The sequence below is a fragment of the Streptomyces sp. NPDC058664 genome, from assembly GCF_042716635.1.
In the GTDB taxonomy this organism is placed as follows: domain Bacteria; phylum Actinomycetota; class Actinomycetes; order Streptomycetales; family Streptomycetaceae; genus Streptomyces.
On the sequence record NZ_JBHXRW010000010.1, the window covers coordinates 24439 to 42972 of the forward strand.

General features: G+C 72.3%; 15 protein-coding genes. 13 read left to right on the forward strand and 2 right to left on the reverse strand.

Going from position 1 to position 18534, the window contains the following annotated elements:
• Positions 1–265: 265 nt before the first annotated feature.
• The 7 genes from ACFWUY_RS10670 (at position 266) to ACFWUY_RS10700 (ending at position 8879) form a co-directional block, all read left to right on the forward strand.
• Complete coding sequence (locus ACFWUY_RS10670) at positions 266–1135, forward strand: oxaloacetate decarboxylase (RefSeq protein ID WP_384105098.1); 870 nt, start codon at positions 266–268, stop codon at positions 1133–1135.
• Positions 1136–1901: 766 nt separating this feature from the next.
• The gene (locus tag ACFWUY_RS10675; RefSeq protein ID WP_384105101.1) at positions 1902–3959 is read left to right on the forward strand and encodes an ABC transporter ATP-binding protein; all 2058 of its coding nucleotides are present in this window, start codon (positions 1902–1904) and stop codon (positions 3957–3959) included.
• Positions 3956–5023 (forward strand): phosphotransferase, encoded by a 1068-nt coding sequence (locus tag ACFWUY_RS10680; RefSeq protein WP_384105104.1) that lies wholly within the window; start codon positions 3956–3958, stop codon positions 5021–5023. The genes ACFWUY_RS10675 and ACFWUY_RS10680 overlap by 4 nt, the downstream gene beginning before the upstream one ends.
• Before the next feature lie 106 nt (positions 5024–5129).
• Positions 5130–5753, forward strand: coding sequence for an NUDIX domain-containing protein (locus tag ACFWUY_RS10685; protein WP_384105107.1), 624 nt, complete (start codon positions 5130–5132; stop codon positions 5751–5753).
• Entirely contained in the window at positions 5750–6532 is a 783-nt protein-coding gene (locus tag ACFWUY_RS10690; RefSeq protein WP_384105110.1) for a class I SAM-dependent methyltransferase, read from the forward strand. The genes ACFWUY_RS10685 and ACFWUY_RS10690 overlap by 4 nt, the downstream gene beginning before the upstream one ends.
• 345 nt (positions 6533–6877) lie before the next feature.
• A complete protein-coding gene (locus ACFWUY_RS10695) occupies positions 6878–8089 on the forward strand; it encodes a protein-L-isoaspartate O-methyltransferase (RefSeq protein WP_384105113.1) in 1212 nt (403 codons plus the stop codon).
• A 232-nt stretch (positions 8090–8321) separates the two neighbouring features.
• Positions 8322–8879 carry an NUDIX domain-containing protein gene (locus ACFWUY_RS10700; protein ID WP_384105116.1) on the forward strand — a complete coding sequence of 186 codons (558 nt, stop codon included), beginning with the start codon at positions 8322–8324 and terminating at the stop codon, positions 8877–8879.
• A 277-nt stretch (positions 8880–9156) separates the two neighbouring features.
• Here the strand turns inward: ACFWUY_RS10700 and ACFWUY_RS10705 are convergent, their stop codons facing one another.
• On the reverse strand, positions 9157–11043 hold the full coding sequence (locus tag ACFWUY_RS10705) for an AMP-dependent synthetase/ligase (RefSeq protein WP_384105118.1): 1887 nt from the start codon (positions 11041–11043) through the stop codon (positions 9157–9159).
• A 332-nt stretch (positions 11044–11375) separates the two neighbouring features.
• Between ACFWUY_RS10705 and ACFWUY_RS10710 the strand changes: the two genes are divergently transcribed.
• Positions 11376–12416, forward strand: a complete 1041-nt coding sequence (locus ACFWUY_RS10710) for a vWA domain-containing protein (protein ID WP_384105121.1) — start codon at positions 11376–11378, stop codon at positions 12414–12416.
• 300 nt (positions 12417–12716) lie between these two features.
• Here ACFWUY_RS10710 and ACFWUY_RS10715 read toward each other — a convergent pair whose 3' ends face one another.
• The gene (locus ACFWUY_RS10715; protein ID WP_384105124.1) at positions 12717–13040 is read right to left on the reverse strand and encodes a DUF6223 family protein; all 324 of its coding nucleotides are present in this window, start codon (positions 13038–13040) and stop codon (positions 12717–12719) included.
• A gap of 214 nt (positions 13041–13254) precedes the next feature.
• On the opposite strand from ACFWUY_RS10715, the gene ACFWUY_RS10720 reads away from it, so the two are divergent.
• From ACFWUY_RS10720 to ACFWUY_RS10740, 5 genes are all read left to right on the forward strand, one after another.
• Positions 13255–14394, forward strand: coding sequence for a sensor histidine kinase (locus ACFWUY_RS10720; protein WP_384105128.1), 1140 nt, complete (start codon positions 13255–13257; stop codon positions 14392–14394).
• Positions 14391–15116, forward strand: coding sequence for a response regulator (locus ACFWUY_RS10725; protein ID WP_384105131.1), 726 nt, complete (start codon positions 14391–14393; stop codon positions 15114–15116). The genes ACFWUY_RS10720 and ACFWUY_RS10725 overlap by 4 nt, the downstream gene beginning before the upstream one ends.
• Before the next feature lie 173 nt (positions 15117–15289).
• Complete coding sequence (locus ACFWUY_RS10730) at positions 15290–15970, forward strand: histone-like nucleoid-structuring protein Lsr2 (RefSeq protein WP_384105134.1); 681 nt, start codon at positions 15290–15292, stop codon at positions 15968–15970.
• Positions 15971–16150: 180 nt separating this feature from the next.
• Positions 16151–17833 carry a serine/threonine-protein kinase gene (locus tag ACFWUY_RS10735; protein ID WP_384105137.1) on the forward strand — a complete coding sequence of 561 codons (1683 nt, stop codon included), beginning with the start codon at positions 16151–16153 and terminating at the stop codon, positions 17831–17833.
• The gene (locus tag ACFWUY_RS10740; protein WP_384105140.1) at positions 17830–18444 is read left to right on the forward strand and encodes a hypothetical protein; all 615 of its coding nucleotides are present in this window, start codon (positions 17830–17832) and stop codon (positions 18442–18444) included. Before ACFWUY_RS10735 ends, ACFWUY_RS10740 begins: the two co-directional genes overlap by 4 nt.
• Positions 18445–18534: the final 90 nt, after the last annotated feature.

Consider the following 18534-nt stretch of genomic DNA (forward strand, 5'->3'; position numbering starts at 1 on the left):
CCCCTCCGTACGGGACGCCGGACGGAGGGTGGCCACCGGACCGAGTGTTCGTCCGGGCAGGAGCGGGGGAAGCTGTCCTGGGCATGGTCGAGCCGTCACCGCAGGGACGTTTCTCCGGTGAACAGGGCGACGTGTTGGTGTCCGCGTCACTGCAGGAACCATTCATCACGAGAAGGTCACGAGATGATCCGTTCCGGGGAAGCCGCTGCCGAGTCGCAGCGTCTTCCCCTCCACGATGCGAGACCCACCCTCGGAGCGCCTGACCATGAGTTACGGGAACACACTGCGCGAAGCCATCGCGAAGCCGGGCACCACGCCCCTGATCGGCGTGTACGACATGTACTCGGCGTCTGTGGCAGCCGGGCACTACGACGGACTGTTCGTGTCCGGGTTCGGCTTCGCGGCCTCCTACTACGGGCTGCCCGACATCGGGTTCATCGCCTGGCCGGACATGATGGCGTTCGTTCAGCGGCTGCGCGGAGCCTTCCCCCGCCATCACCTCCTGGTCGACATCGACGACGGGTACGTCGACGCCGAGGTGGCCTGTCACGTCGTGGAGGGCCTCGAACGGACCGGCGCCTCCGGCGTCATCATCGAGGACCAGAAACGCCCCCGCCGGTGCGGGCACGCGGACGGGAAGCAGGTACTGCCGCTGGCGGAGTACCTGGAGAAGCTCGACATGGTGCTCGCCACCCGCAAGGACCTGGTCGTCGTCGCCCGTACCGACGCCACCGAAGAGGCGGACATCATCTCCCGGGCGACGGCCCTGGCCGCCACCGATGCCGATGTCGTCCTGGTCGACGGTGTCCGCAGTGTCGAGTGGATCGAGCGGATCCGCGACGTCGTCGGCGGCAAGCCGCTGCTCTTCAACCAGATCGCCGGCGGCAAGTCCCCGCGTCTCTCGCTCGGCGAACTCGAAGCGCTCGGCGTCGACGTCGCGATCTACAGCACTCCGTGCCTGTTCGCCGCGCACCGGGCGATGGACAGCGCGCTGACCGAACTCCGGCTCGCCGATGGGCGTCTGCCCGCCGCCGACGGAGACCACGAGGTCGGTGTGGCCGAGTCCACTCGCCTGCTGACCAGGAACATCGCCCGGCACCACACCGTTCCCGCCGTACGGACAGCACGAGCGTGAACGTGCGGCCGGTACGCGCGTGATCTCGGAGCCAGTACGTGTTCCGTCGGCGGCGTGACCGTAACCGTCGGGGGTCCTCCGCCCGCTCTTCGGGCTTGCCGATCCCTCGATGAGGAACCGGTCGCCGTACCCTCACGGCCGGGCCCGGTGCGAGGCCCGGCCGCGTGGGGTCCGTCCGCGGTGGCGACGGAGCGCGTCCCGGTCGCGGAGGAGCGGCGGCTGTGCGAGGCGTGCGAGTTCCAGGGCCTGCTCATGGAGTTGGCGCTGTGCCGGCCCGGGTGGCCGTTGCCGAGGCGCGTCCTGGTCCGGGCGAGCCCGGGAACGCGCGCATCGTGTACGACGGGCCTTCGCTCAGGGGGCGTTCCGCAGGGCACCGCCACCGGGGTCACGCCCCGGCTCTTCCGGGCACCGCGTCGACGCGCCTCGCTTCCTCCCCACCGATCCCGCACCGTGCACCCCTATGTCGGCGATTCGGCCACACCCCCGCCAGGGCGCTGCCCTCGTGCCACAAGGGTCGATGCACCCGACACGAACGCGTTTTCGCCCCGGCACGGGGTTCGCACGGCGTCCGAAATACGTGTGTTCGACAGACCGGTCCTCGTCGTTGAGCTCTCCGACACCACGGATCCGACCGTCTGGAGAACGCCATGTACCCCCTTCCCGACCGTCTTGACGCTCCCTCCCCCGCCGGGTCCCCGCGGCCCCGCGGGGACCGGCGCGGCACCGGCGCGTTCCGTTCAGTACGTCCGGATACGAGGTGGGGGGCATGACGACCACCGCGCACGACGAATCGCCGGCGGCCGGGACGGAGACGCTTTCGGCGTCCGAGGAGTTGCTGTTCGGCGGTGAACTCGCCTACGACCAGGGCTGGAGCCAGCACCGCGGCACCTGGGTGAAGCTGGGCATGTGGCGCATGGCCGTGGGCTTTCCCCGGCAGGTCGCGATCGCCGTACGGCTGGCCCGGCAGGCCGACCGGCGCGCCCTGTACACGGTGGCCGTCAGCGAGCTCGGCCGCGGTGTGGCGCAGGCGTTCTCCCTCGTGGCGGTGAACTCACTGCTGACCGAGCTCCTGGCGTCGGGCATCCTGGTGGACCGGTTGCGCGCGTCCGTGCCGTCGCTGGTGTTCGTGTCGGTGATGGCGGTCGTCGCGTCACTGCTGAAGTCGGCGTCGACCGCCTCGACGGGAGTCCTGGAACCGAAGGTCCAGCGAGTCGCCACCGAGCGGTACCTGGGTCTCGTCGCCCGGGTGGAGATGGACGCGATCGAGGACGACGCCTTCCACAAGCTGATGGACTCGGCGCAGTGGGGCGCCGACGGGGCGCGGCGGATGGTGGGCTACTGCACGGCCGTGGTCGCCTCGGTGATCTCGCTGATCGCCGCGGCCGGTGTGCTGACGGTGCTGCACCCCGCGCTGCTGCCCCTGCTGGTCGCGATGGCGCTGCCCAGCGCGTGGGGGTCGCTGACGATGGCACGGGCGCGGTACGAGAGCTGGCACCGGTTCGTCCAGCACGCGCGCGCCGCGCAGCTGCTCAGCCGGCTGCTGATCGACCAGCAGGCCGCGGGCGAGGTCCGGGTCCATGACGTGGGCCCGTTCCTGCTGGAGCACTTCCGGGGCATGGCGGAGACGAGCGAGCGGGAGCAGACCCGGCTCGCGTGGATCGGGGCCCGCACGGGCCTGGCCGCCGACGGGGTCCGTGGGCTGGCCACGGTCGCCGCGTACGGGGTGCTCGGCCTGCTGCTGTGGAACGGGCAGATGGCGCTCGCCGTCGGCGGCACCGCGGTGCTCGCGATCCGCGCCGGGTCGGCGAGCATCACCGACCTCGTGCTGCGGGTCGCCGACATCCAGGAGGAGTCCCTCTTCGTCGCCGACCTGGAGCGGCTGTGCACCGAAGCGGAGCGGCGGGCCATCCCCGAACAGGGACTGGATCTGCCCGAGGACTTCGACGCGATCCGGTTCGAGAAGGTCACCTTCTCCTACCAGGGCGCCGACAAGCCCTCCCTGCGGGAGGTGGACCTGGTCATCCCGCGTGGCAGGACCGTGGCGCTGGTGGGCGCGAACGGGTCGGGCAAGACCACGGTGTCCAAGCTGCTGTGCGGCCTGCACCTGCCCGCCTCGGGGCGGGTGACGTGGGGCGGGACGGATGTCGCCGAGGTCTGCCGGGCCCAGCTCTTCTCGCGGGTCGCCATGGTCGCGCAGAACTTCCAGCGGTGGCCTTTCACCGCGCGGGTGAACATCGGGATCGGCCGCCCCGGCCGGGTGATCGACGACGACTCGGTCGGCGCCGCGGCCGCCTACGCGGGCGCCGACGAGGTCCTGGCGAAGCTGCCCCGCGGTCTGGACACCCTGCTGGCCCGCGGCTATCGGGGCGGTCAGGAGATCTCCGGCGGGCAGTGGCAGAAAGTCGGCCTGGCCCGGGCGAGGTACCGGAACGGGCAGGTCCTCGTCGTCGACGAACCGACCAGCGCCCTCGACCCGGTGGCCGAGCAGCGGGTCTTCGACCAGATCCACCGGCTCGCCGGCACCGGCCAGACCACCGTCCTGATCACCCACCGCCTCCACAGCGTCCGGCACGCCGACCTCATCTACGTCCTGGAGGACGGCCGGGTCATCGAGCACGGCACGTTCGAGGAGCTCATGGACCCGGCCACCGGTGACGGGGTGTTCCGCGAGGCGTACGACCTGCAGGCCCGGCAGTTCCACGCACCCGTTCTTCCCGGGCAGGCCGTACCGGCCGACGTGCGCGTCCCTGTGCCCGCCGACGCCCACGTACCCGCCGACACGGATGCCGACATGCCCACCGCGGCGGAAGGAACGAGCACGTGACCTCGCCTGCGGCGGGCTCCGCCCCCGACCGCGCGCCGGTCGAACCGCGGACCGTCACCCGGCTGCTCGCCTCCGGGTTCGGCATCGTCCCCACGTCGGTCTCGCAGGGACCGGCCGGGACCGCGACCCGCAACTACGTGGCGACGACGGACGCCGGAGGCGCCTGGTTCGTCAAGACCTATCCCGCGGGCACGGACGTGAGGACGGCGGAAAGCGCCGCCGCGCTCAGCGAGTACGCACGCCTGTGCCGGGTACCGGCCGCCCGCGGCCACTACACGGTCGGCGAGGAACGCCTGGTCGCCTCCGGCGGCGGAGTGACCATGTCGGTGACCTCCTACCTGCACGACACGGTCACCGCGGACGGGCGGCTCACCGGGGCGCGGTGGGAGGCCGTCGGCGAGACGATCGGCCGTCTGCACCGGAGCCTGGCCCGTCACCGGTTCGGGCCGCCCCGGGCCGACGGACGCGACAGGGCGGTCGACACCGTACGCGCCCGCGCCCGGCTCCACGACCTCGTACGCCGGTACGAAGCGGACCCTCCCCGTACCGAGTTCGAACGGTGGGCGCTGGAGACGGCACGCGAGCGGCTGGCCGGGCTGCCGGCGGTGGAGCGCCTGCTTGAGCGGGTACCGGAGCGGATGGTCTCCCAACTGGTCCACGGGGACCTGTCGGGTCCGAACGTCCTGCTGCGCGGCGACCGGGTCGCGGCGGTGATCGACTTCGCCCCGCCGGTACGGCGCGGTCCCGTGTGGGAGCTGGGCCGGCTCGCGCTCGACCCCCGCACGGTCCTCACCCGCCCGGACTGGCCCGAGGGGCTGGGCCGCCTCGCCGCGGCCTATCACCGGCTCCATCCAACGGTTCCGGCCGACGAGTTGACCGGCGTGGTACGGCTGACGGCCGCGTATCTGGGGTGCATCGTGTACCCGCTCAACACGGTCGTGGACCGCATCGGGCCGGTCACCGAGTCGCTGGAGGCGTACGCCCGGGCCCGCGTCCAGGCCGCTGCCGTCCTGCGTGAGCGGCTCGGCGAGGCGGAGGAGGTCCTGCGTGACCACCTCCGGTGACCTTCCTGCCGAGCCGTACCGGACGAGACTCCGGGAGCGCCGGCGTCACGGCCGATGCCCGACCAGTGGCTTGCCCCCGAACTCCTTCTCCCGGCGAGGTTCCGACATGTCCGCTGCTTCCTCCTCCGCCCGACACCCGGTCACCGGCTGTCTCGATCGCCACCCCGAAGAACGCTCCGCCCTGGCCGAACCACTGGGCGCGTTCGACCCGGGCACCGATGTCACCAGCCGTTCCACCCTGCCCGGCCCTCCACCGACAGAGCGGGGGCCGGCCACGACGGTGCCGTCGGGCACCGTGCTCCACGTGGTCGGCGTCCACCTCCACCTGGAGCGCGACGGTCAGGTCCTGCTGGGGATGCGGCACCCTGATTCGGCGTACGCGGGCGGGTGCTGGCACGCGCTCGCGGGCCATCTCGAAGCGGAGGCGGCGACCGCCGGCCTGGTCCGGGAGGCGTACGAGGAAGCCGGTCTGGTGATCGACCCGGCCGACGTCGAACTCGTCCACACCGTCCACCTGGTGGAGCCTCCCGGGGGCAGGCCCCGGATCCAGCTCTTCTTCCGGGCCCGCCGCTGGGAGGGCGGTCCGGAGGTGCGTGAACCGGACAGATGCGTCGCCTGGCGGTGGTGGAGCGCCGAGGACCTGCCCGAGCCGATCGTCCCCTACACCCGCGCCGCGATCGAGGGCATCCGGGCGGGCCGGTCCTACACCGAGCTGGGGTGGTCGCGGTGACCGACTTCGCCACGGTCGGCGCCGCGTACGCCGCACACTCGCGCGGGGCACGGGGCCGCCTGCGCCACGACCTCGTCGCGCGCCGCCTCCTGGCCGAGCTTCCGGCCCGGCCCGCACGGATCCTCGACGTCGGCTGCGGCGACGGAGAGATGACCCTCCGGCTCGCGGCGGCCGGTCATCACGTGACCGCCGCGGACCCGTCCGCCGCCATGCTCGAAGCCGCGGCCCGCCGCCTCGCCGACCGCCCCGAACCGGGACGGCGGGTCCGGTTCCTCGCGGCGAGCATCGACACCCTGCCCTCGTACGGGGAGCGGTACGACGCGGTCTGCTGTCACGGGGTGCTGATGTACCTGGACGACAGCGCGGACGCGGTGTCCCGCCTGGCCCGACTGGTCGCGCCCGGCGGGCTGTTGAGCGTTCTGACGAAGAACCGGGCGGCGATCGGGGTGCGCGAGGCGCTGCGCGGCGACTACGCGACGGCGACCCGCCTCATCGGCGGTGGCGCCGACTCGAGCATCGGCCACCTCGGGCTCGCGACCCGGGGCGACACCGCCGAGGCCCTGGACGGCCTCGCCCGCGCCCAGGGACTCGTTCCGCTGCCGTGGCAGGGCGTACGCGTCTTCCACGACCACCTCTCCGAAGCGTGGGCTCCCGGCGACGACGCGTACGAGGCCGCGCTGCGGCTGGAATGGACCGCGTCCTGGCTCAGTCCCTACCGGGACATGGGGCGCCAGGTGCACACCCTGGCCCGCCGCGAACCGACGGGGAGCAGGCCATGACCGCCTCCAGCACTGTCCCCCACGGTCGGGACGCACGGCGACGTCGGCGGTACGGCCGGGGGCACGGCGACGGCGGTGTTCCCGCGGTACGGCCGGAGCCCCGCCCCCTTCGACACCGTGACCGTCGGCGCCGCCACCCGTCAGCTCCGTCAGCTCCGTCTCCCCCGTCCGTCATCGGCACGGCCCTGTCCTCTCCGTGCCCGCCGCGCCGTCGGCCGGCACCGTACTCGCCTCGCCCCGGCCGGCCCCTGTGGAACTCCGGCGGTTCGCCGCCCGCCCTTCATGCCCTGTCTTCCGACGCCGACACCGTCCACCGGCGTCCCTCGCTCCAGGAGGACGACCGTCATGTCCACCGACCTCCCCAGCACGGCAAGCACGCCACGTGCCTCCCTCGCCGAGCGTCTGGAAGCCGAAGGCCTGCTCACCGACCGCCTCCTGCGCGACGCCCTCGTCGCCCTGCCCCGGGAGAGGCTCCTGCCGCATGCCTACGTCCGGGTCAGCGGCCCCGGCGCGGACCCCATCGACTGGCGGCTCCTGGACGGCTCCCACCCCGACGACCGGGCGGAGTGGCTCGACCTCGTCCACAGCCACGAGTCGATCCTGCTCCAGCGTGACGGAGAGCCGCTCGACGCCCTGCGCAGGGGTCCGGTCACCGGCGGCCACATGACCTCCATGTCCACGTACACCCCGGCCACCGTCGAAGCCCTGCAGGCCCTGCGGATCGCCCCGGGGCAGAGGTTCCTGGACCTCGGGTGCGGGCCGGGCGTCTCCCTCGCGCTCGCCGTCGTCGTCACCGGCCCCGGTCTCGCCGACGGCGTGGAACGCGACCCGCACATGACGGCTTTCGCCCGACGCAACCTGGACGCTCTCGGACTCGGCGCCGCGGTCGTCGAGGGCGACGCGCTCGACGGGCATCCTGCCGGGGGCCCGTACGACCGGATCCATTCCGGCATCGGTGTGCCGTGTGTTCCACCGGCCTGGGTGGAACAGCTCGCGCCGAGCGGACGGCTGCTGACGACGCTCGCGACGGAGACGCCGAGCTGGCCGGGACAGGTCCTGGTCACCCGTACCCCGCAGGGCCGGATCGAGGCCGTCCTCCAGGGCCGGCCGCGCGGGTACCGGCCCGTGCTCGGCCACCGGTGGCTCACCGCCGTGAACCACCGCTCCCGGATCAAGGCGGAGCCCGGCCGTCCGCGCCCGACCCGCCTCGCGCCACCGGATCGGGAGACCTGCGGGTTCTGGGTCGCGGCGGCCTATCTGGCTCCGGGCCTGGTGTGGGACTTCCCGGAAGGGACGATGACGATCGTCGCCCCCGACGAGGACTCCTGGGCCGTGCCCGGTCCCGAAGAAGGAACCGTGAGGGTGCACGGGGCACGGGACGTGTGGGCCGAGCTGGAAGACGTCCACGACCGCTGGGAAGCGGCCGGCCGGCCGGAGCGGTACCTGGTCGACGTTCCCGAGGGAGACGGCCCGCAGCACGTCACCTCCGGCGGTGAGCCGAGGGCTCTGGCCTGGACGCTGCCGCCGCTCGCGTCCTTTCCCCAGCAGGCCTCGTGACCGCCGCACCACCGCGACAGCGCGGAAAGCGACGCCGTGCCTGCCGCGGGAGGCCGACCACGCTCCGGCTGTTTCCGCGTCCGTCCACGGCAGTCGTCATCCGAGAGCAGGAGTGTTCATGTCCTCACAGCCCCCTCCTCGCACCGCGGGCCGTTCCGGTGAGGGGCGTGCGACGCGCGCGAACGGCCGCGGTGTTCACGGTCCTGCCCGCCTGTCGTACCGGAGGTGTCTCATGAGCGGCGGCGGGCGGCACGCGGTGCCGGTGGACGTGCACCTGATCGCCGTCCGCGACGGGGAGAGGGGTCCGGAGGCACTGCTGTCCCGGCGGGCCGGAACCGTCTACGCCGCCGGGCACTGGCACTTTCCGTCCGGTCACGTCGACGGACCTTTCGAGGACGTCGTCACCGCGCTCGCACGCGAGGCGCGGGAGGAGACCGGCATGGCCGTGGATCCGGACGACGTACGCGGCGCGGTCACCGTGCATCACCGCTCGCCGGCCGGGCGGGCGCGCGTCGGGTTCTTCTTCGAGGTCCGCCGCTGGACGGGCACGCCGAGGGTCATGGAACCCGACGTGTGCGACGGCATGGGATGGTTCCGGCTCGACGCCCTGCCGGAGCCGATGGTGGCGTACTGCCGCGCCGGTCTTGACGCGTACCGGGCGGGTGCCGGGGTCGCGCTGCACTTCCAGGAGCCGGGAGACCCGATCGGCTACGACCCGGCCCTCGACCGGCTCCGCCTCTTGCCGGCGCATGGTGCCGCGGGGCCACGGCCCGGGCGGGAGGTGCGGTAGTTCGCCGAACGTGCGGTCGGCCGGATCGCCGCGTGGTCCGATGTCTCCTGGGCCCGGGAGAGCAGCCGGGTCTGGCGGGCCGAAAGCGCCGCCGACGGCGTCTGGTTCGTCAAAGTCCACCAGAACGCCACGTTTCCCGCAGCCGCGCCGGCACCGCTCCGTCCTTCCCGGCGGCGCCGCTGGAGGTACCCGGCGATGACGCGCAGTGCTGACGCACCCGCCGCGATGGTGGCCGTCCCGAGGCCGGCCGGAGCCGACCGCCCCGGACGGGCGGGCGTCACGCTTCGCGGGTGCCCTCGTACATGGCCTCGATGACCTCGGCGTACTCGCCCTCCACGAAAGGCCTCTTGACCTTGAGGCTCGGAGTGAGTTCGCCGTGCTCGATGTCGAGGTCGCGCGGCAGCAGGGAGAACTTCTTGATCGTCTGCCACCGCTGGAGGTCGCCGTTCACGCGCTGGACGAAGTCTTCGATCAGCGCGTACACCTCCGGCGAGGAGACGACTTCGGCGTAGGTGCGGCCCTCCGGGCCGTGGGATGCCGACCAGGGCATGATCGCGCTCTCGTCGAGCGCGATCAGGGCGGTGCAGTAGTTGCGGCCGTTGCCGATGACCAGGATGTTGCTGACGTACGGGCAGATGGCCTTGAAGCGGCTCTCGATCTCCGTGGGTGCCACGTACTTGCCGCCCGAGGTCTTGAACAGGTCCTTCTTCCGGTCGGTGATCCGGACGTAGCCGTCCTTGTCGATGTCGCCGATGTCGCCGGTGCGGAGCCAGCCGTCGCTCTCCAGCACCTCGGCGGTCTTCTCCGGAAGGTTGTGGTAGCCACGCATGACGCCGGGGCCCTTCAGGAGGATCTCCCCGTCCTCGGCTATGCGGACCTCGGTACCGGTCAAGGGCTTGCCGACCGTGCCCACCCGGTAGTCGTCGGCCGGGTTGACCGTGCAGGCCGCGCCGGTCTCCGTCAGGCCGTAGCCCTCGAGAACGGGTACGCCCGCGCCGGCGAAGAAGTAGCCGATGTCGGGGGCGAGTGCGGCGCTGCCGGAGGCGCTGCCGCGCAGCCGCCCTCCGAAGGCCGCCCGGATCCTGCCGTAGACCAGCTTGTCGGCGACGGCGTGCTGGACGGCGAGCCACCGGGGCACCTTCCGTCTGCCCGTCGCGACCATGTGCTCCTGTCCGGTCCTGGCGTGGTCGCGGGCGACCTTCGCCGCCCACAGGAAGATCCTGTACTTGGCGCCGCCCTCGGCCCTCGCCCGGGCGGCGATGCCGTTGTAGACCTTCTCGAAGACCCGCGGAGCGGACGCCATCACGGTGGGGCGGACGACGGGCAGGTTGGTGACGATGCGGTCGATCCGGCCGTCCACCGCCATCACGTGACCGGACTTGACCTGACCGGAGATCAGGGCCTTGCCGAAGACGTGGGAGAGCGGCAGCCACAGGAACTGCACGTCGTCGGGGAGCACCAGCCCGGTGGCCTCTTGCGCGACGCCCTGGTAGGACCAGCAGTCGTGCACCAGGCGTACGCCCTTCGGGCGGCCGGTCGTTCCGGAGGTGTAGATCAGCGTGGCGAGCTGTTCCCGCCCGATGGCCCGAACCGTCGTCTCGATCGCGTCCGGACGTTCCCGCAGGTACGCCTCGCCGCGCTCCTCCAGATCGGCGAGGGTCAGGACGTCCAGCCCCTCGATCGGGAGCGGGTCCTCCGCCGGGTCGAAGAGGATCGCGTGGTCGAGCCCGGGCAGGCGTTCTCTGTGGGCGGCCACCTTGGCCAGCTGGGCGGCGTTCTCGACGAAGACCGCCCGGCTGCCGGAGTCGGCGAGGATGTACGCCGTCTCATCGGCGTTGGTGCTCGGGTAGACGGCGGTCGCGGCGGCTCCCGCGCACATCACGCCCAGGTCGGCGAGGATCCACTCCACCCGTGTCGAGGAGGAGATGGCCACCCGCTCCTCCGGCAGCAGCCCGAGGGCGAGCAGGCCGGCCGCGATCGCCCTCACGCGCTTCGCGGCCTCGGCCCACGTCAGTGAACGCCACTCCTCGGCGCCGGGAGCACCGTGGCCGGCTGCCACGGGGTAGCGGTACGCCTCGCGCCCGGGTGTCGCCTCGACCCGTGAGAGGAAGAGATGCGCCACTGAGGGCGGGCGGCTTTCGAGCAGGTACTGCGCGGAACTCATGTCGACCTCCGGGCCCGGTGCGCCCATCACGGCTTCGCTGACTGGCTGGTGACTCGCGAGTAGTGGTGAGGCTAAGGGGAAACCGCGCGGGGTGTAAGGGGAGCAGTCGGTGGAGTGCTCGCCTCGCCGCCTTCCGGCGGTCGTGGCCGGGAGGCGGCGGGCGGGGCCGAGACCGAGGCGCGACCGAGGCGGACGCCTCGGCCTGTCCTCCCGTTCCCGTTCCCGTTCCCGTTCCCGTTCCCGTTCCCGTTCTCGTCCGGCTTCGGCCAAGACCGATTGTCAGTGGTGGGTGAGAAGGTAGAAGCATCGAGTCGGAAAGAGGGGGAGTTTCCATGTCCCGAACGCAGAACTACATCAACCACGTTGCTCTTGTCCTGGACGCCAGTTCGTCCATGTCGCGGCTGAGCCGGAAGGTCGTCGAAGTCGCCGACCAGCAAATCGCCTATCTCGCCCGCCGGTCGAGGGAACTGGACCAGGAAACCCGCGTCACGGTCTACGTATTCGCCGACAAGGTGGAGTGCGTCATCTACGACAAGGACGTCCTGCGGATGCCGTCGCTGAAGCAGCTGTACCGGGTGGGGGGAATGACGGCCCTGCTGGCGGCCGCGCTGAAGTCTCAGCGCGAGCTGGCACAGACGGCTCAACTGTACGGCGACCACAGCTTCCTGACGTTCGTCCTGACCGACGGCCAGGAGAACGCGAGCCATCGCTGCCCGGACGCCCCTGTCAGGGACCCGCGTCAACTGGTCGAGGCGGTGGCCAGGATGATCGAGACGCAGGAGGACAACTGGACGCTGGCCGTCCTCGTGCCGGACCAGATGGGTAAGCGCGAGGCCATGCAGTACGGCTTCCCGAAGGACAACATCGCCATATGGGACGCCACGAGCACGCAGGGTCTGGAGGAGGCCGGACAGGTCATCCAGGAAGCCACCGAGAAATTCATGGTGGGCCGGACCAAGGGAATCCGTGGATCGCGAGCGGTTTTCTCCGCGGGTGCGGAGACGGTCAACAAGGACACCATAAAGGCCGCCGGGCTCACCCCTGCGAAAAAGTCCGAATACCAGCTGATCCCGGTGGCTCGTGACGCGGCGATCAGGGAGTGGATCGTCGAATGCGGTCACACGTACCGCACCGGTGGAGCGTTCTATCAGTTGAGCAAGTCGGAGAAGATCCAGGCGCGGAAGCAGATCGCGGTGCTGGAGAAGAAGACGGACCGGGTGTACACGGGTCCTCAGGCCCGAGCGCTGCTCGGCCTGCCGGACGTGGAGGTACGCGTCAAGCCGGACCACAACGACGACTTCACCATCTTCGTGCAGAGCACCAGCGTGAACCGGAAGCTGGTGTCGAACACGCGGCTGCTGCTGATGCTGTGACGCCCTGGGAGCGCGCCGGGTCCCGGAGTGGGGTTCCGCACTCCGCCCGGCCGCCCAAGCACTCCGGCCGGCCGCTCGGCTCCGTGACGGCCGGTGTCCGCCGGCGGGCGAGCTCCTCGTGGACGGGCGTGCGACCGAGGTGGCGCGGCCGCGCCACACGTACGCTCGCGCCCACGGACCGCGACGCGAAGGCGGCCGCGGTTCGTACGCATCCGGCCCGGTGGGCCTTCTCCGCGGCCGTCTTCGCCGCCTCGCGGTAGGCACCCGGCCCGGTACCGGGCCGGGTGCCCGCGGTGGCACTCAGTTGACGCGCCGGGAGCGGGACAAGGCCCGGCCGCCGAGTGCGGTGGCGAGCACGCCCATCAGCAGGGCCACGTAGGCGCCGCCCAGGCCGTTACCGGTGCCGAGGCCGCCTTCGGCGGTGGCCACGACGACTCCTCCGAGGAAGACGCTCACCAGGCCCGCCACCACGGCCGGTACGGCGCCGGGACGGCTGGACGGGCGGACCAGGGAACGCCAGGCGATGATCACGCCTGCGAGTCCCAGGAGGGCACCCGTGGTGGCTCCGAGGCGGCCGAGGCTGAGGGTGAAGAGGTCGGCGGCGAGCAGCGGGTCGGGGCTCATGGGAATGCTCCTTCTCTGAGGACCGGGTGGGCGGGGTCTCGCCCCCGCCGTACAGATCGTGGCCCTCGGACCGCCCTCGGGTCGTCCGGCGAGCGCAGACACCTCGCGCTGCCGCGGCTGCGGCAGGCACGGCGCCGGATACCGCGGGCGCGGTAGTCGTTCGCTGGGCCGCGAGGAGGATTCGCCGCCATCGGCGTCCGATTAGGGTGCCCGCATGAGGACAGAAACGGCTGCTGCGTGGGGTCGGTACGGGGACTGGGTCATCGCGGCCGGCGTGGCGGCGGCGCTCCTGGTCACCGGGGTCTCCGAGCTGCGTCCGGTCATGGGCACGGCGACGGGCCTCGACGTGCTCGGGCTCGGGCTGCTGGCGGCGGGCGGGCTCGCCCTGGCCGCGCGCCGCCGGGCGCCGGTCGTCGTCCTCGCCGTGACCGGGCTCTGCGCGGTGGGGTACCAGGCGGCCGGTCTCGACGTACCCGTCGTCGCGTACCTCTTCGCGGTGTACGCGGCGGTACGGGCGGGGTACCGCGCGGCCACGGCGGCGGCGAGCGTGGCCATGCTGGCCGTACTCCCGGTCGCGGCCCTGGTATCCGGTCCGCATGACACGGGTCAGGCCTTCGCGCAGGCCCGGGGCGCCCTCGAAATCGCCTGGCTGATCGCGGCCGGTGCCGCGGGAGAGGCGCTGCGGCAGGCGGAGCGGCGGGCGGAGGAGGCCGAGCGCACCCGGGAGGAGGCCGCCCGGCGCCGCGCCGATGAGGAGCGGCTCCGTATCGCGCGCGAGTTGCACGACTCGCTCACCCACCAGATCTCGGTCATCAAGGTACAGGCGGAGGTCGCCGTGCACGTGGCCCGCAAGCGGGGCGAGGACGTGCCGGATTCGCTGCTGGCGATCCAGCAGGCCGGGCGGGAGGCGAGCCGGGAGCTGCGCGCGACCCTGGAGGCCTTGCGCGACGACGACACGACGCCGCCGTGCGGGCTCGACGACGTCCCGGAACTCGTGGAGCGGGCCCGTGCGTTCGGCGTGGACGCGACTCTGACGATCGAGGGCCAGCGCCATGGTGTGTCGGCCGCGGTGGACCGGACCGTCTATCGGATCGTCCAGGAGTCGCTCACCAACGTCGCCCGGCACGCGGGCGTGGGCACGGCTTCGGTGCGGATCGACTGCCGTGAGGACGCCGTCGCGATACGCGTCGACGACGACGGCGGGGCGGCCCCGGCGAGCGTCACGGCACCCGGCCTCGGGCTGCTCGGCATGCGCGAACGCGTCACCGCCCTCGGTGGCCGGTTGCGTGCCGGGCCGCGGGACGGGGGCGGCTTCACCGTCCGGGCCGAACTCCCCCTGGACGGGTCGTCATGATCCGTGTCCTGCTGATCGACGACCAGCCGCTCATCCGCAGCGGATTCCGTGCCCTCCTCGACCTCGAGGACGACATCGAGGTGGTGGCCGAGGCCGGCGACGGGGCCGAGGGGCTCGCCCTGGCGCGGGAGCACGTGCCGGACGTGGCGCTCGTCGACATCCGGATGCCGGTCCTCGACGGCATCGAGACGACCCGGCGGATCGCCGCCGATCCGGCACTCGCCGACGTCCACGTCGTCATCCTGACCAACTACGGCATGGACGAGTACGTCCTTGAAGGGCTGCGTGCCGGGGCCGCCGGGTTCCTGGTCAAGGACGTCATGCCGGAGGACTTCCTGCACGCCGTACGCGTCGCCGCCCGCGGTGACGCCCTGCTCGCCCCGTCGATCACCCGCAGACTGATCGACCGGTACGTCACCGGGCTGCTCCCCGGCGACGCCGGCGGTTTCAGGGCGCTGAAAACCCTCACCAGCCGTGAACGCGAGGCCGTCACCCTGGTCGCGCAGGGCCTGTCCAACGACGAGATCGCCGCCCGGATGGTGATCACGGCGCTCACCGCGAAGACCCACGTCAATCGGGCCATGACCAAGCTCCATGCCCGTGACCGCGCCCAACTGGTCGTCTTCGCCTATGAATCCGGCCTGGTGGCTCCGCAAGTACCCCGAAAGCAATCCGCCCCGGGAGGGGAAGGACACGTTCGTAGCTCGTGTGACCGGCGGTGAGCGGGGCGGGGGGCGGCGGAGCCGCCGGTCCCGGACGGTGAGCGGCGGTGGCCGGAGGGCACCGCGTACCGGCCGTACGACGCTGTCCGTCCAGGATCGTGGTGTCGTCCGGTGCGACGCGTATCCGGCGTACGCTCCCCGCTGGACGCCGCCCTTGACCTCCGAGGAAGCCGATGACCGCTCTCACCGCGCTGACGGCGCTGTGCCCGCCGCCCGCCGCCGTTCCCCCCGCTCCCGACTGGCCCCGGGTCGAGGACACGCTGGGCACGGGACTCCCCGAGGACTACAAGGGCCTCGTCGCCGCGTACGGCCCCGGGCAGTTCTGCGACTTCCTCTCCTTGTACCAGCCGTGCTCCTCCCATGAGTGGCTCGATCTGACCGGCCCGATGCCGAGGCGTCTGCGTGGGCAGATCGCAGAGGTCCGGCAGGCCGCCCGGCAGCCCCGGCCGCTGCCACACACCATCGAGGACCTCTTCGCCATGGGGGTCACCGGCAACGGGGACTACCTCTTCTGGGTCACTCGGCCCTCGGCCGCTCCGGACGACTGGATCGTCACCGTCAACGAAGCCCTGAGCGGACCCTGGTTCACCTACGGCGGGTCCGTGACGGAGTTCCTGGTCGCCGTGCTCGGCGGGACGGTACGCGTCCCGCTCTTCCCGGCAGACCTTCTCGACCGCGGGATCACCTTCACTCCGTCACCTCTCCGCGGCAGCGCACCGGCCACGACCTCCAGGATGTCCGTCAGCACACGCACGATCCGTGACTGGGCCCGTGCGAACGGATACGACCTGCCTGATCGCGGACGTGTCCCGCTCGCGATCAAGGAGGCCTGGGAGCAGCACAGCTCCGGCTGACACGACCGCCGAGAAGCCCGTGTCGCTGGTGTCCGCCCTCGAAGAGGGGCTATGACTCCGCCGCCGCTCACCGGTCACGGTGCCGATGAGCTCCTCGACGTCTCCTTCACCGGGAACCGGACGTGGCCGGAATCTGTCCATGTGAGGGGAAGTGCCGGGAACGGTGTCGAGGGGGCGGGGATGGGCGCATGGGTGGTCCCGGGGTACACAGAGGCCCGGGAGTTGGGTGCGGGAGGCAGTGGGCGGGTCGTGCTGGCGACGCACGACTCGACCGGTGCGCCGGTCGCCGTGAAGTACCTGAGTGAGAGGTTCCGCGCGGACGAGACGTTCGTGCGGGGGTTCCGGGCCGAGGCCCGGTTGCTCGGCGCCTTGGACAGCCCGTACGTCGTGGGGTTCTACGAGTACGTCGAGGCTCCACGGGGCGCGGCCATCGTCATGGAACTGGTCGACGGCGTCGCGTTGCGCTCACTCCTTGCGCGGGAGGGTTCGACCGGCCCCGAGGCCGCTCTCGTCGTGCTCAAGGGCTCGCTCCTGGGTCTCGCCGCCGCTCACCGCGCGGGCGTCGTGCACCGTGACTACAAGCCCGAGAACGTTCTCGTCTCCGCCGACGGGGCGTCCAAGCTCGTCGACTTCGGCATCGCGACCGGGCGGGGTGCCACTCCGGGGATCGCCGGTACGCCCGCGTACATGGCGCCCGAGCAGTGGAACGGCGCTCCCGCCTCGCCGGCCGCCGACGTCTACGCGGCGACCGCGACGTTCTTCGAGTGCCTGACGGGGCGCAAGCCGTTCTCCGGTGACAACGTCGCGGAGCTCGCCCTGCAGCACCTGGACACGCCCGTTCCCGACGGGCAGGCTCCGGAGCCGTTGCGTCCGCTCATTCGGCGGGGGCTCGCCAAGTCCCCGCACGAGCGGCCGGAGAACGCGGCCGCGTTCGTGACGGAGCTGGAGTCGGTCGCCACGGCCGCGTACGGACCTGACTGGGAGGAGCGGGGCAGGGGGCGACTGGCCGCGCTGGCCGCGCTCCTGCCCCTGCTCTTCCCCTCCTCCGGCGGCACGGCGGAGGGTACGACGGCACTCGCCACCACCACCTTGCCGACCCCGCCGCCCCGCTCCCGGTGGCGGATGCCCCGCGGACTGCCGGCGGGAGCGGCCGCGCTCGTCCTGGCGCTCCTGCTCGCCCTCGCCGCGCGGGCCGGGGGCGAGGAGGCGGACGGCGACGAGGCCGCCCAGGCGTTCGCGACGACGCGTACCGGGTCCGGCACCGCGTCGAGTCCACCGCCGTCGGGCCCGGTCACGCCCTCCGCGACGGCGCCCGATCCGACCGTGACGAGTCCTTCGCCCTCCGCCCCGGAGAGCCCGGGACCGACCGTCTCCCCGGACGCGACCCCCACCGGCGGCACGACGACGGCGCCGACCGTGACCACGCCTCCGACGGTGACGCCTTCCGGTCACGCGTCGACCACGACGTCCACACCCACCGACACCCCGCCGACGACCCCGACGACCACTCCCCCGACCACGCCCCCCACTTCTCCGCCCGTGTCCGTGACGGCGGTGTCCGTCACCGGCCTGCGCCAGACCGGTCCGGCCACCGCCACCGGCACCGTCGAGGTCACGACGGACGGAACAGGACCGGTGACGATCTCCGTCGAGTGGTTCACCGGGGACGAGAAGGGATCGCCTGGTGCGCCCGACGGCTCCGAGACCTTCCGACGCGAGGGCGCCACCCGGTACACCCTCTCGCTCGCCCACGACGTCCGGGGCACAGGTTGCTACTGGGGGCTGCGCGCGACCACGAACCCCGCGGCCGCGAACAGCGGTTCCTTCCAGCAGGTCTTCATCCGGCGGTGCGTGATCTCATGAACGACGACGACTACAGCGCCACCCAGCTCGGCAGCCACTGGTTCGAACATCCGGCGCGGGAGACGGCGCCCGATCGGGCGGAGGGCGAGGTCCTGCGGTTCGGTCCGGGCGTGACCGCGGCGGCGGCTCGGCGCGCCGAGAACACCCCCACCGCGATCCAGATCTGGCACGGCACCCTCCCCGGCGTCCCCGCGCCGCGGCCCGTCCGCTCCCGGCGGCCGCTCCGCTACGCGTTCGCCGCCGTCGTGCTGGCCGCCGTCCTCGCGTTCCTCGCCTGGTGGGAGTACGGGCCCCGCGTCGCGGTGCGGGACGTCACGGTCAGCGTCCTCGGCACCCCGGGGCGGAGCGTCGGCTGCGACGGCACGGCGGACGTCGTGGGCGTGGTGCGTACGGACGGACGTCCGGGCACCCTCACGTACCACTGGGAGCGGAGCGACGGAACCAGGTCCGCGCCGCTGCGCGAGCGCCTGACCCGTGGTCAGGAGACGGCAGGGCTGCACCTCCTGTGGACCTTCCACGGCCCCGGGACGCACCACGCGGAGGCCCGCCTCGTGATCACCTCGCCCACCGTCCACACGTCCGCGACGACGTTCACGTATCGGTGCGGCTGATCCGCCGGGCCGCGGACTCGGATCGGTCGCCGCGGAACGGTGACGTGCCGCCCTTCGGGTGCCGGATCAGCGGTACGGGACCGGTGGCCG